Origin of the sequence: Amycolatopsis circi (assembly GCF_003385235.1) — a bacterium.
Classification (GTDB): domain Bacteria; phylum Actinomycetota; class Actinomycetes; order Mycobacteriales; family Pseudonocardiaceae; genus Amycolatopsis; species Amycolatopsis circi.
The window spans coordinates 1-13,258 of sequence record NZ_PQIA01000038.1 but is presented as its reverse complement, the minus strand read 5'-3'; the positions used below and the strand labels follow the sequence as shown (position 1 = coordinate 13,258).

Below are 13,258 nucleotides of genomic sequence, written 5' to 3'. Positions count from 1 at the left end.
GAGGGTTCCCGATGACCGACCGGACCGATCTCGTCGACGGCAGGCTCAAGCTGCGGCATCTGCGGTACGTCGTGGCCATCGCCGAGCACGGGTCGCTGGTCGCCGCGGGCGAACGGCTGCACGTCACCCAACCGGTGCTGACCCGCGGGCTGCGCGAACTCGAGTCGATCCTCGGGGTCGAATTGTTCGAACGCGGCCCGCGCGGGATGGCGGCGACACTGTTCGGCGAGGTGTTCGTCGACCACGCCAAGGCCGTGCTCGCCGAACTCCGCCAGGCCGGGCGGCATCTCGAAGAGCTGGTCGACGGCCACGCCGGCACCGTCACGATCGGCACCTTCCTCGCCGGGGCGAGCGTGCTGCTGCCCCGCGCGGTCGCGCGGGTGAAAGCCGTGGCTCCCGACCTGACCGTCATCATCCGGCACGGCGGCCCCGAAGCGCTGCACGAGGCGCTGCTCGCGGGCGACGTCGACCTCGTCGTCGGCACGCTCGAACCAGCGAACAACGACCGGCTGCGCCAGCACCACCTCTACTACGAACCCGCCCGCGTGGTGGCGCGCAGCCAGCATCCCGCGCACCGGCAGCCCGGGCTCACGATCGCCGACTTGATCGGCGAACTCTGGTCGTTGCCGCCCGCAGACAACCCGCAGCGGCGGCAGCTGGAGGAACACCTCTTGGGCCGCGGCCTCTCGACCCCGGCCAACCGCATCGAATGCGGTTCCTTCCTGGCCGTGCGCGCCATCGCGCTGGAGACCGACACCTTGGTCGTGATGCCGCAACTGGTCGCCGAGACCGAACCGGGCCTGGCCGCGCTGCCGATCGACCTGGGCATCGTGGAATCGGTCGGCGTAACGCTGCCCGCGGGCAGGCAGCTCACCCCGACGATGCTGCTGATGATGCGCAAGCTGGACGAGGCGGCGGCCGAGATCCGGAAGACCATCAGCTATACCCAACAGACATAGCCGAGCGCCAACGCGGCATTGGACGGGCATGGCCACGCCTCCTAGCGTGGGAGTCATGGAAATGAATTCCTCCTGCTGCACCCCTCCCGGTTCCGGTTCGGCGCCCATTGTGCGCCCGGTTCCGACAGCCGGCGGAAGTTTCCGGCTGATCGACGATTCCGGTGCCGCGGTCGCCGAGCGTTCCTATTTCGGCAAATACCTGCTCGACTTTTTCGGCTTCACGCGACGGTCACCAGGTTGACCGGGATCGACGGCGCAGCCGAGGTACTCCGCGCCTGGTACGACCGGGAGAAGTCGCTGCTGGCACTCACTTTGCGCCCCTGGAAACTTTTCCGCGACGACGTGGTTCGCCGCCGATTCCGCCGGGACGGGAACACCGGGTCTGCACACCCGGCGCGAGGGGAACGACCTCGTCGTCAGCCTCCCGCTGCCGGTGCGGACCAATCCGACGCTCTGCTTCTGAGGAGAAAACCGTGAAACTGGCCAATGTGGACGGCCGGGCCGTCCTGCTCACCGCCGAGGACAAAGGAATCGACGTCGCCAAAGCGTCGGGCGGTATCTTCGGCTTCGGCTCCCTCTATCAAAACTGGACCGAATTCCGGGCTTGGGCGAAGAAACTCACCGCCGAGCCTGACGTCGTCTTCACGCGTGCCCAGCTGGGTCCGCCTTCCCCCGCCCCGCGGCAGATCGTCGCGATCGGGCTCAACTACGACGCCCACGCCGCGGAGTCCGGGTTCGCCGCGCCGGACGGTCTTCCCCCGGTGTTCACGAAATTCGTTTCCGCGCTGACCAGCCCGGACGCCGAGGTCGTGTTGCCGCCCGGCGGAAACGTCGACTGGGAGGTGGAGCTGGTCGCGGTCGTCGGGCAAACCACGCATCAGGTCGAGGAATCCGAAGCGTGGGACTACATCGCCGGGGTGACTATCGGGCAAGACCTTTCCGAGCGGGTCTCGCAACTGGCGGGCCCGGCTCCGCAATTCAGCCTCGGCAAGTCGTTCCCGAACTTCGCGCCGGTCGGACCGTGGCTGGTCACGCCGGACGAACTGGCGGATCGAGACGACCTGGCGCTGTCGTGCGCGGTCGACGGCGAGACCGTGCAGGACAGCCGCACTCGCGAGCTGATCTACCCGGTCGGGAAGCTGATTTCCGCTCTGTCGCGGACGATCACGCTGTACCCGGGCGATCTCGTCTTCACCGGAACGCCGTCCGGCGTGGGCGTCGGCCGCACGCCGCAACGATTCCTGCGCGCCGGCGAAGAACTGGTCAGCCGGATCGAAGGCCTCGGCGAAATGCGGCAAACCTTCGTCGCGGACCCGGAGGCCTGACATGGGGATGCATCGGCTGACCCGGGTCACGATGGGTGTCCCGAACGTCGCGGAAACCATTGCCTACTACGCTGATTTCGGCCTCACCCACGTCGGCGACGGGTCCTTCGCCACCCTCGACGGCGGCGAGCAGTTGCGCGTCCGGCACGCGCCTTACCGGCAGTTGCTCGAACTCGGTGTGGGAGTCGACGACGCCGACGACATCGCGCGGACCGCGGCGCGCCTGAACCGGCTCGGCGTAGTCAGCACCGAGACCGGGACCGCCGTCGCGGCGATCGAGCCGGTCTCCGGATTCACTGTCCGGGTCGAGATTTCGCCGCGGATCACGCAGCAGCCCGTGCTGGCCACGCCGTACAACGGACCCGGCCGCATCGAGCGGTCCGGCCGTGCGCCCGGAGTGCTGCGCACCAGCGCGGTCCGGCCCAAGAAACTCGGCCACTGCGTGGTGGGCACCACCGATCTCGACGCCACCATGCGCTTTTTCACCGAGGCGCTCGGCTTCAAGGTCAGCGATTACATCGGGAACAAAGGCGCGTTCATGCGCTGCTCCGTCGATCACCACAACGTGCTGGCGCTCGCGGCCCCGGTGAACTTCCTGCACCACACGTCGTGGCAGGTCGACGACATCGACGACGTCGGCCGCGGCGCCGCGGCGATGCTGAACGGCCATCCCGACCGGCACGTCTGGGGCCTCGGCCGCCATCACGCGGGCTCCAATTTCTTCTGGTATCTCAAAGACCCGGCGGGGAACTTCAGCGAGTACTACTCCGACATGGACTGCGTCCCCGAGGACGAGATCTGGAAGCCGGAGGTTTTCGAAGGCGCACAGGGCCTGTTCAGCTGGGGCCCGCCCCCGCCGCCGTCGTTCCTCGAACCGGACGACCTCGGCGCGCTCATGACCGGACAGCATTCCCCCAGGTAATCCCGAAAAAGGAGAGAAAAAATCATGTCTGAAGCCCTGTACGTTCCGCAGATTCCGGACAACCTCAACATCCGCTTCGTCGAAAACCGCATCGTGGTCAAGCGCCCGGCGCAGGAGGTCTACGACTGGGCGACCACCTGGTCGAACCTGCCGAAATGGCTGCCGATGGCGTCCGGCACCGAAGTGCGGCGCGGCACGGCGGACGTCCCCGCGGAACTCGGCGACGAACTGCTCGAAACCATCGTGCCGGACCTGAACGAAAAGCCGAAGCTGTACACCGTCGTCGCGCGGGTCCCGGGCAAACTCTGGACCGTGGTCGGCCGCGACGTGCTCGACGACGGAACTCTGGCGCCGTCGATGCACGCGATCGCCACCTTCACCACCTTCGACCTCGGCGACGGGACGACCCTGTTCTGCCGCCTGTTCGAGCGGCTGGTCCCGCCCACCGAACCGGCCGGCCCGCACCCGGTCGAGGACTCGGCGCGCATCCAGCCCGGGCTGGAACTGCTGAAGGCGCACATCGAGGGCACCGCGGTGTAGTTCCGCGGTTCGCCGCCACCACGGTCGAGAAAGCATCGTTCCGCTGACTGGCCGCCGGCACTGCGTCGCCTGGCTCAACCCGGCGACGCAGTGCCAGCCGCGTACTACCGCGAGACGGTGATCGTCGGGCCCTCCAACGTCTCGTATGAATAATTGTCTCCGACGAACTGGTGCTCAATTACGTACTGCCCGAGCTGTGCGTTGACGAAAACCCCGATGGTGAAGGTGAAGGTTTTGTTGCCGTTGATCGGAACGTCGCCCACGCCGTAGCGAATAGTGTTTCCGGCCTGGTAGCACAGCGCGCAGGTGCTGACGTCCAGGAGCTGATTGATCGCCCCGTTCGCCACGCCCAGACCCAGTTTTCCGCCTTTCAGCGGATCAGCGTCGGCGTTCGACAGGGTCACCGAGAAGGTCAGGGCCGCGCCTGGCGCAACAGTAGTCGGCGCAATGCTCACGGTGCTCGACGGCGCCGGGTCGGCGCTCGCGGGAACACTCATCCCCAACAAGGCGAGAACACACATCGCCGCGACAATAATTTTTCTCATGACAGCTGATCACCCACTCCATAATCGGACACAACACCGGAAAAGGGGTTGCCCGCCTCGGCCGCGCCGCACGTGCTCACGGCCGTTCGGAGCACAGCTGCTCATTCTTTCGGCCGCACGGAATTCAGTCGCCTTCAAGCCGGATTGACCAAGGGCGGGGAATGCGACCTCCTTCTCGGCCAGACCCCCGACAGGTCGACGTTAGCCCGGAAATGATACCGGGAATCCCGTCGGTTGCGCGAGAACCGTTCTTCGATCGTGGCTATCGTCAGAAGCAAGTCGCCACCGGCAAAAGGGCTAACGGATGGATTCAGTCGCTTTGTCCGGTCTGAACGCGGGACACGCGGCCGATGCGCCATCGCAGCACCGGATAATTCTTGCTCAGCGAGCAAGGCTGCGGAAGAATGACCCAGTCACGGTTGCTGCTGATCGATCGGCACGGCGGAATTCGCGGTCCCGAATCCGAAACCATCCACCACTTACCTTCGCGATTCCGCGGCCTGGCCGAAAACGGCACTCTCCTCGGCGGGCTCTTCCACGCCACAGGCAGCGGCCGCGCGACGGCGGCAATCTCAACGACGACCCGATGAGATACCAGCAGCGCTCAGTGGAAACCGCCATCCAACCTCGCGGCGCCGAGCAACCGCAGCCCTTCCTCCAGCTCAGCCACCCCGGCACCGCCAAGGAAGTGCTCTCGAACCGCGCGAGCGTGGGACGGCAACGCCGCCTCATACGTGCGCGAACCTTCTTCGGTAAGGGAAATCCGCATCAACCGCCCGCGCCCCGCAGCCGCACGGTCGACCAGGCCGCGCCGATGCATGCGGGCGAGTTGATGCGACAGCCGGGTCGCGGTCCAGCCGGTCAGTTCGCCGAGCAGTTTCTGACTCAACTGTCGGTCCTCGGCCTCGTACAGACGCGCCAGGATCTGGAAGTCCGCCCCGGACAACCCCGTCGCGGCGAACAGATCCCGCTCCACCGCGGCGACCGCATCACCGCTGAACTGCACGAACGATCGCCACAGCTGGGTCTCCCGCACGGAAAGCGGCTCGGGGTCGAGGCTCATCGTCTCCCTCACGTCGTCTCTTGCGGTAGTGTCGGACATCTGACTTGATACGTCAAGTTGACACATCAGGAGGGACCTCATGCGAACAGCGGCGGTTCTCGGAACAGGCGACGCGGGTTCCGAGATGGCAAAACGACTCCAGGAGCACGGCTTCGCGGTCCGCGCGTGGAACCGGACCGAATCCCGCGCCCAGCCGTTGGCGGCGCGCGGCGTGGCGGTCTTCCCCACTGCCGCGGAGGCCGCGCGCACAGCCGACATCGTGCTCGTCACGGTGTTTGACACGGCAGCGGTCCTGGACGTGCTGAACCAGATCGCGCCTGCCCTCGGCCCCGAAACGGTCGTGCTGCAGAGCGCGACCGTCGGCGCGGACATCGAGCAAATCGTCCAGACCGCGGAACGGCTCGGCGTCACCCTCCTCGACACGCCGTTCCTCGGCAATCCCCAGCGCGGCGGGCTCACCCTCATGGTCGCGGGAGCGCCCGAAGCCAAGCGACTGGCAAGTCCCGTTCTCGAGGCGCTCGCGTCCACTGTGGTCGATGTCGCGGACCGGCCCGGCGGTGCGAGCCTGCTGAAACTAGCCTGCAACGCCTGGCTTTTCGGCCTGAACGCGATGGCCGCGCAAGCCGCCGTGCTGACCGAATCGTTCGGACTGGACTTCCAGCTCTTCCTCAGCGCCGTCGCCGGTTCGAAGGCCGACAGCCCGTACCTGCACTACCGCGCGGCCCAGCTGACCGGCGAAACCGACGAGGTGCTGAGCCCGGTCCGCGCGGCGGTCAAGGACCTCGCCCGCATCCGCGCCGCCGCGACGTCGGCCGGAGTCCCGGATCTGCTGCTGGACCGGCTCGCCCAGCTCTACACCCAGGCCGCGGACAACGGCCTCGGCGACCACGATCTGGCAGCGGTCCGAGTCGTCCTCGGGAAGCAGTCGGCATGACGAGCCTGGCCGGAGTGCACCACCTGAAGTTCCCGGCGAGCGACCTGGACCGCAGCCTGGATTGGTGGGAACGCGCGTTCGGCGCGACACGGCAGCCGCAATGGGACCATCGCACGCCGGACGGGACGCTGTTCGGATATATCATCGCTCTCCCTGGGATAGCAGAGCCGATCGAACTCAGGCTCGCGCCCGGAACGGCCTCCGCGATGTCCGGCTTCGACCCGGTGACCTTCGCGGTAACCGACCGGTCCGCGGTGGAGGCGTGGGTCACCCGGTTCGACGCGGCGGGCGTGCCGAACTCCGGCGTGTTGCGCGGGTTGCTCGGCTGGCTGGTCGTGGTGCACGATCCGGACGGCGCGTCGATTCGGCTGTACAGCAAGGAAACCCACGACTGGGACGCCCACCGCGCGGACCTCGAATCTCCCTGGATCGCGCCGCTGGCACGCGACCGACCGGCCAATCACCGCACCACGACATAGTCTCCACCGGCCCGGGCCGCAGCGAGATCGGCGTGCGTCGACGCGCTGGTCATGAACCGCCCTTGGACCACCCGGACCCAGGAACCGTCGAGAGGAAAGACCAGCACGAACTTCGTCCCGTCGTTCCCGCTCAGCATTGAACCGTTCCTCAGGTTGCCGAGAAATTCGATGATGTCGCTTTCGATTTCTCCGGCGAATTCGAAGTATTTGTCCTGCGAGATGTTGTACAGATCGGTGTCGATGTCGTAGGTGACGCGTTTGCCGCTCGCCGGATCCCGCGCCGCGAACTCCACCCCGAGCCAGCGCTGTGGATCAACGAGCACCGTGGCCTGCCATGTCAACCCGCTGAGTTGCCATCTCACCGAGGCGTCGTCGGCGACCACTGTCCACGAGGTGGTCTCCGGTAGCTCGCGGAGGAAAGCGAGGAGCTTCTGGCCGGCCATGCGGCCGATTCTATGCCGCGGGCGACTCAGTTCAGCGGACGGTGAACGGCAGATCGAATCGTCCCCACCGCCGGTAGATCGTCACCTCGTGCACACCCGACCGCTCGGACACTTCCCGCACTGACAGCTGTTCGCGCCCCTCGGCGAACAGCTCGCGCGCGGCGTTGTGCACCACCGCGCGCGTACGGGCGGTACGGCCTCCAGGACGAGTGTCTGCCATACGACCAGGCTAGCGTTCGTATCTCAGACTGCTGCCACGTCACGCTCGTCAGCGGGCAACGGCAAGGGGCCGCTTCGGAACAGCAGCGCGGCCAGCACCGCACTGCCGAGGAAAACCGCAGCCGCGATCCAGAACACCAGGTGGTATCCGGCGAACGTCGCCGCGGCGATGGTGTCCGGATGGGTCGCGGTCGCCGGGTGCGCGGCCAGGTACCCCGCGATCGCGGAAGTCGTGAGCGAACTGAACACCGCCGTCCCGATGGAGCCGCCGATCTGCTGGGCGGTCGTCACCAGCGCGGACGCCACCCCGGCGTCGTGCGGCTGGACTCCGCTGGTCGCGGCGTTCTGCACCGGGCCGAAGATGAACCCGAATCCGAGGCCGGTGACGAGGAGAGCGGGCAGGATGTTCGCGGCGTAGCTCGAGTCCGCGCCGATTACGGTGAGGATGACCATGCCGACTGCCGCGAGGAGACATCCCAGGGTGACGATCGGCCGCGGTCCCCAGCGCGGCAGGAGCACCGCACCGGAGAACACCGCTCCGACCATGACCAGGCCGATCATCGGGAGGAACGCCACGCCGGTCTGCACCGGGCTGAACCCCAGCGTGTTCGCGAGATAGAACGTGAGGAACAGGAAGACCGCGAACATCCCGGTCCCGGTGATCCCCAAAGTCAGGTACGCCGCTCCGCGGACCCGGTCGAGGATCACCCGCAGCGGCAGCAGCGGATGAGCGGTGCGGCGTTCGATCACCACGAAGGCGGCGATGAGCGCGACGCCCGCGAGCACTGGCCCGAGCGTCCGGATGTCGTGCCAGCCGTTTCTTTCCGCGGTGCCGAGCCCGAAAACGAGCCCGATCAGGCCGAGCACCACGGCGACCGTGCCCGCGACGTCGAGCCGGACCCGCTGCGGCCGATCGCCGTCGTGCAGGAGAATCAGCCCGCCGGCGAACGCGACCGCCGCGATGATCAGGTTGACGTAGAGACACCACCGCCACGACAGGCTCTGCGTGAGGACGCCGCCCAGCAGCAATCCCACCGCTCCGCCCGCGCCGGAGATCGCGCCGAAGATCCCGAACGCGCGGCCGCGTTCCTTCGCGTCATCGGCGAAAGTGATAGACAGCAACGACAATGCGGCTGGCGCAAGCATCGCGGCGAACGCGCCTTGGCCGATTCGCGCGGCCAGCAGTGTCGCGAAGTTCCCGGCCGCACCGCCGACCGCGGAAGCGAGCGCGAAACCGCCGACGCCGACGAGGAACAGCCGCTTCCGTCCAAAGTAGTCAGAGAGCCGGCCACCGAGGAGCAGGAGACTGCCGAACGCGAGCGCGTAGCCGGTGAGGACCCATTGCCGGTAATCGGCGGGGAATCCGAGGTCGCGCTGCGCGCTCGGGAGGGCGATGTTGACGATGGTGGAGTCGAGGATGTCCATCAGCTGGGCGAGGCTCAGCACGACGAGTGCGAGCCAGCGCTGCTTGTGGCGCACGGCGTTTCCGAGCGCGCTTCGAGGAGCCGACTGGGCAGTCCCGGTCGGCGAGAGGTCAGAATTCATGAGGTTCTCTCGATTGAAGTGAGGGGCCCGTCAGCCGGGCAGCAGCACGAGCTTTCCGCGCACGCGGCCCGATTCGCCGACCCGGTGCGCTTCCGCGACCTCGGTCAGCGGGAAGGTCTGCCCGACGGGCAGGGTGAACTTGCCGGCTTCGATCAACTCGCCGAGCTGAGATATCACGTAGAGCGCGTGTCCGCCGTCGCCGCGGCTGAACCGCACGCCGTACTGCTGGGAGCCAGCGAAATCGGCGATGGTGATGACGTGCTCCGGGCCGCCGGCGAGCTGAATCAGCTCCGGCAGGACGCCGCTTCCGGCGACGTCCAGCGCCAGATCGACACCGTCGGGCGCGAGCGCGCGGACCCGGTCTGACATACCAGGACCGTAGGCGACGGGTTCGGCTCCGAGCGAGCGCAGAAAATCATGTGTGGCAGGGCTTCCCGTGCCGATCGCGCGCGCTCCCCGGGCCACCGCGAGCTGAACCGCAGCACCGCCGACACTGCCGGAGGCACCGTTGACGAGCACCGTGGTGCCGCTCTTGACGCCAAGCTGGTCGAGCGCACGCGCTGCGGTCTCGGTTGCTGCTGGCAGCGCGGCAGCTTCGGCGAAGCTGAGCGACGGCGGGATAGGCGCGTAGCAGAACAGGACGGTCAGTTCTGCTTGTGCGCCACCGGAAGCGGCGAAACCGAACACGCGGTCGCCGATCGCGACATCCGTGACGCCCTCGCCGAGTTCGTCCACGACGCCCGCCGCCTCGTGCCCCATGGTCTGCGGGAGTTCCTGGTCCATCAGGCCCTGGCGCTTCTTCCAGTCGCTGGCGTTGATGCCCGCGGCGCGCACGGAGATCCGCACCTCGCCGGGGCCGGGGTGCGGATCCGGGACGTCCGCGATCTCGAGGACTTCCGGGCCGCCGAAGGTGCTGAACCGGACCGATTTCACGAGGTGCTCCCTTCTCGGCCCGCGGCCGAGGTTCGAAGAGGCAGGCACGGGAAATCGTGACCCGCCCACAGGTTCGCGGACAGTTGTTCCGGATAAGACCGCACGATCGGGTCGGCGCCGATCACCCAGGTCGTCCCCGCGTCGTCGAACTCGCCCCACCCGGGACCCTCGCCGCGAGCGAAGGCGGTCCAGGCCGCTCGCATCTCCGCCGAGAGTGTGGTGAGTTCGGCATTCGGTTGTGGCCCAAGCAGTTTCTCGACCAACGGCCCGGTCAGATTGCCGAACGTCAGCGCGACGTCGGCACCGTGGCAAGCTCCCAGTGCCCCGCCGAAGCCGGGTGCTTCGACGACGAACTCGTACAGGAACGAGCGGCCGGTGTGGTCGCGGGCGAGGTTTGCCGAGGGCATGCGGAAGAGCCAGTCGGAATGGAGGGTTTCGTAGAGCTGCTCGGGCGTCTTTTCCGGGAAGGCCGCGCGGTAGCCGTCCGGCGCTAATGCTCTTAGCGCGTCTTCCGTCATTTCCTCCGTGACCCGCCCGAGCAGCCCGCGCCCGGCGAGCATCTTCCGGAACTCGTCGCGGGTGTGCCCGACGATCAACTCGACGTCGTGCGATGCACCGTTTTTGAGGGCTTTCCAAGGCGTGTCAGGAAGAACCTCGCCGTCGACAACCGGCGAGAACGGCGTCACCCCATAGGCGAAAGCACCCCAGCGATCGGCGTACTCGCGGATATCAAGCGCGTCGACTGCCGTGGCAAGTGCGGCCGGTGAGATCTCACGAAGCCCCTCGACGGTGGCTGTGACTCCGACGCCCGCCGCGATCGTGGCCATGACGTCCGCCGCCAGTTCCGGAGAGACGAAGATTCCCGGCACACTCTGCGCGATCACCCGGCGGAACAGCCCCGCCGCACGCGGCATCGCGAGCAACGCGGCGACCCCGCCCCCGCCCGCGGATTGGCCGAAGACCGTGACCTGCGCCGGATCGCCGCCGAACGCGGCCGCGTTGTCCCGGACCCACTCGAGCGCCGCGACCTGGTCCAGCAGCCCGCGGTTCGCCGGTGCTCCCGCGATCTGCCCGAACCCTTCGGCGCCGACGCGGTAGTTGAACGTCACCACCACGACGCCGCCCTCTTCGGCGAGGACTGCTCCGTCGTACACCGGGTCGGCCGAGCTTCCGGCGAGGTAGCCGCCGCCGTAGATCCACACCATGACCGGACGGTTGCCGGAGAGGTCGGTGGTCCAGACATTCGCGGTGAGGCAGCCGCGCCCGTCGTCCCCTGGGCTCGGCGGCGGCGCCACGGCGGAAGACGGCACTTCCGCCTGGGCCGGGATCGGGCCGAATGCTTCGGCGTCGAGGACTCCCTCCCAGGTGTGCGGCGGCTGGGGTGCCGCGAAGCGCAAGTCGCCCACCGGTGGCGCGGCGAAGGGGATGCCCCGGAAGACGGCGACGTCGCCTTCGACTGTGCCCCGGACCCGGCCGTGGAAGGTCTCCGCCACGGGTCGCCGAGCCGCGGTCGGGGTGCCCGCCGATCCGGCTGAGTGCTGGGCTGTCAGGTTGTCCACGAACACCGTTCTATCAACGAACGGTGTTCCTGTCAACGCGCACGAAACCTGCGGCCGGGTGGGGAGGAGGTGGTTTCGAGCGGGCGCGCGACTGGAAGAATAGGCTCTGACCTGGGTAAACTCGCCATCCGCCAGAGAGCGGGACTGAACCGCGTCGGCGGCGTCACCGACCAGCGGGCGAAACCGCCGGTCATCCGGACGAGGGTGAAATCGAACCGGCCACGCCGCGCACCCTCGGCGGATCCGAGGGCAACGGCGGCCGTCCATCTAACGACGCGTCAACCGTCGGTCGTCCAGATGGCCGCGAATTCGAACCGGCCAAGCCCCGCGCCACCGGTGAGTCCGCGGACAAGGGCGGCGACCGATCACGTAGCGACGCACCAGACCGTCGAGCATCTAGACGACCGCGAAGCCGAACCGGTCAATCCCCGCACCACCGGCGGCCCCACGGGCAAGGGCTACGGCCGATCACCTGACAACGCGTCAAACCGTCGAGCGTCCAGACGACCGCGAAGCCGAACCAGCCAAGCCCCGCACCACCAGCGGGCCCGCAGGCAACGGCGACGGCCAATCACTCAACGACGCGTCAAACCGTCCGTCATCGAGACGACCGCTAAGCCGAACCAGCCAAGCCCCGCACCACCGGCGGGCTCACGGGCAAAGGCTGCGGCCGATCACCTAACGACGCGTCAGAGGATCGAGCATCCAGACAACCACGAAAATCGAGCCAGCCACGCCCCACACCACCAGCGGGCCCACGGACAGGGCTGCGGTTGATCACCTAACGACGCGTCAAACCGTCCATCATCCAGACGACCACGGAATCGAACCAGCCAAACCCCGCACCACCACCGAGTCCGCAGGCTACGGCGGCAACCGATCGGCTACCGACGCGTCAGGCCGTCGATCATCAAAGCCACCGCGAAGTCGAACCGGTCATGTCCCTCACCCGCAGTCAACTCGACAGCATGACTTGCCGTATAAGGAAATTCCTCCTCCGGCAACGAAGCCAGCCGCCGCTGCATCTCGTCTCGCCCGACGACCCACACCGCGTCCTTCTCCTCCACCCGCCGGCGCACGATCGACGCCTCCAGGCAGTAAGCGGCCACGTAAAGCAGCAGGGCGTCAACACCCCAAGCCGCAGCCTGCGCCGTGACGCCGCCGTTCAGCAGGATCGCCAGCATTCCCTCGGTGAGCCGCGCGGTGTCGAGGTCGGTCGGCGCCACCGCGAAGGCGGCGCCGGAGATTCCGGGGTAGGCCAGGTACAGGTCGCGCAGTTGGGCGCAGACGTCGCGAATCTGATTGCGCCAGTTCGCCGCGTCCGGTTTCGGCAGGACGATTTTCGCGCTCAGCCGCGCGATGAGCAGCTCGTCCAGGTCGGTCTTGTTGACTACGTGCGCATAGAGCGAAGCGGGACCCGTGTTCAACGCGTCGGCCACACGGCGCATGGACAACGCCTCGTATCCCTCGGCCGCGATGATCTCCAACGCGGTGTCGACGACCTGCTCGACGGTGATCGGCACCGTGCGTCGCCGGGGTTTGGGGCTGGTTCCGGGTTTCGAGGGCTGGTGCCGTGCCGCGCGCCGTTCCTTGGGGTCCACTGGTGCACTCTATCCCGGAGAGGCGGCTGTTCGTTCGCCGAACACTGTTCGCCCGGGTGGGGCCAGGGCCGGTACCGGAGCACCCGGGACAACGCGGTGCCGCACCCCATTGCCTGCGCCACCACCCCGCACCCCGCACCCCGACCTTCTTGCACGCGAAGCGTGCTGCAACCCGCATCACCTCACACCAC

General features: G+C 67.6%; 14 protein-coding genes. 6 read left to right on the top strand and 8 right to left on the bottom strand.

Translation table 11 applies throughout. The annotated features are described in order from the left end of the window. Positions 1 to 11: 11 nt before the first annotated feature. The 4 genes from D0D37_RS18410 (at position 12) to D0D37_RS18395 (ending at position 3,746) form a co-directional block, all read left to right on the top strand. Positions 12 to 959: a LysR substrate-binding domain-containing protein gene (locus D0D37_RS18410; RefSeq protein ID WP_116201789.1), complete on the top strand. Its 948-nt coding sequence runs from the start codon at positions 12 to 14 to the stop codon at positions 957 to 959. Between the two features lie 473 nt (positions 960 to 1,432). After that, positions 1,433 to 2,284 (top strand): fumarylacetoacetate hydrolase family protein, encoded by an 852-nt coding sequence (locus tag D0D37_RS18405; RefSeq protein WP_116201788.1) that lies wholly within the window; start codon positions 1,433 to 1,435, stop codon positions 2,282 to 2,284. A gap of 1 nt (position 2,285) precedes the next feature. Continuing rightward, positions 2,286 to 3,206: a VOC family protein gene (locus D0D37_RS18400; RefSeq protein WP_116201787.1), complete on the top strand. Its 921-nt coding sequence runs from the start codon at positions 2,286 to 2,288 to the stop codon at positions 3,204 to 3,206. 24 nt (positions 3,207 to 3,230) lie between these two features. After that, positions 3,231 to 3,746 (top strand): SRPBCC family protein, encoded by a 516-nt coding sequence (locus tag D0D37_RS18395; RefSeq protein WP_116201786.1) that lies wholly within the window; start codon positions 3,231 to 3,233, stop codon positions 3,744 to 3,746. Positions 3,747 to 3,850: 104 nt separating this feature from the next. Here D0D37_RS18395 and D0D37_RS18390 read toward each other — a convergent pair whose 3' ends face one another. Both D0D37_RS18390 and D0D37_RS18385 read right to left on the bottom strand, forming a co-directional pair. Next, a complete protein-coding gene (locus tag D0D37_RS18390; protein ID WP_162834300.1) occupies positions 3,851 to 4,267 on the bottom strand; it encodes a hypothetical protein in 417 nt (138 codons plus the stop codon). A gap of 628 nt (positions 4,268 to 4,895) precedes the next feature. After that, a complete protein-coding gene (locus D0D37_RS18385; protein WP_208720023.1) occupies positions 4,896 to 5,366 on the bottom strand; it encodes a MarR family winged helix-turn-helix transcriptional regulator in 471 nt (156 codons plus the stop codon). A 67-nt stretch (positions 5,367 to 5,433) separates the two neighbouring features. Here D0D37_RS18385 and D0D37_RS18380 point away from each other — a divergent pair, with 67 nt between their 5' ends. Then, positions 5,434 to 6,288: an NAD(P)-dependent oxidoreductase gene (locus D0D37_RS18380; protein ID WP_116201784.1), complete on the top strand. Its 855-nt coding sequence runs from the start codon at positions 5,434 to 5,436 to the stop codon at positions 6,286 to 6,288. Beyond that, a complete protein-coding gene (locus D0D37_RS18375) occupies positions 6,285 to 6,767 on the top strand; it encodes a VOC family protein (protein ID WP_116201783.1) in 483 nt (160 codons plus the stop codon). Before D0D37_RS18380 ends, D0D37_RS18375 begins: the two co-directional genes overlap by 4 nt. Here D0D37_RS18375 and D0D37_RS46665 read toward each other — a convergent pair. The 6 genes from D0D37_RS46665 to D0D37_RS18345 all read right to left on the bottom strand — a co-directional run bounded on the left by D0D37_RS46665 (position 6,749) and on the right by D0D37_RS18345 (position 13,067). After that, positions 6,749 to 7,210 (bottom strand): hypothetical protein, encoded by a 462-nt coding sequence (locus D0D37_RS46665; RefSeq protein WP_162834297.1) that lies wholly within the window; start codon positions 7,208 to 7,210, stop codon positions 6,749 to 6,751. The genes D0D37_RS18375 and D0D37_RS46665 overlap by 19 nt on opposite strands. 31 nt (positions 7,211 to 7,241) lie before the next feature. Beyond that, a complete protein-coding gene (locus tag D0D37_RS18365) occupies positions 7,242 to 7,430 on the bottom strand; it encodes a TetR family transcriptional regulator (RefSeq protein WP_244223567.1) in 189 nt (62 codons plus the stop codon). A 23-nt stretch (positions 7,431 to 7,453) separates the two neighbouring features. Then, a complete protein-coding gene (locus tag D0D37_RS18360) occupies positions 7,454 to 8,974 on the bottom strand; it encodes a DHA2 family efflux MFS transporter permease subunit (protein WP_116201782.1) in 1,521 nt (506 codons plus the stop codon). Between the two features lie 30 nt (positions 8,975 to 9,004). After that, positions 9,005 to 9,907 carry an NADP-dependent oxidoreductase gene (locus D0D37_RS18355; RefSeq protein ID WP_116201781.1) on the bottom strand — a complete coding sequence of 301 codons (903 nt, stop codon included), beginning with the start codon at positions 9,905 to 9,907 and terminating at the stop codon, positions 9,005 to 9,007. Continuing rightward, complete coding sequence (locus tag D0D37_RS18350; protein ID WP_244223566.1) at positions 9,904 to 11,502, bottom strand: carboxylesterase/lipase family protein; 1,599 nt, start codon at positions 11,500 to 11,502, stop codon at positions 9,904 to 9,906. The genes D0D37_RS18355 and D0D37_RS18350 overlap by 4 nt, the downstream gene beginning before the upstream one ends. An 848-nt stretch (positions 11,503 to 12,350) precedes the next feature. Then, on the bottom strand, positions 12,351 to 13,067 hold the full coding sequence (locus D0D37_RS18345; protein ID WP_116201779.1) for a TetR/AcrR family transcriptional regulator: 717 nt from the start codon (positions 13,065 to 13,067) through the stop codon (positions 12,351 to 12,353). Between the last annotated feature and the right edge of the window lie 191 nt (positions 13,068 to 13,258).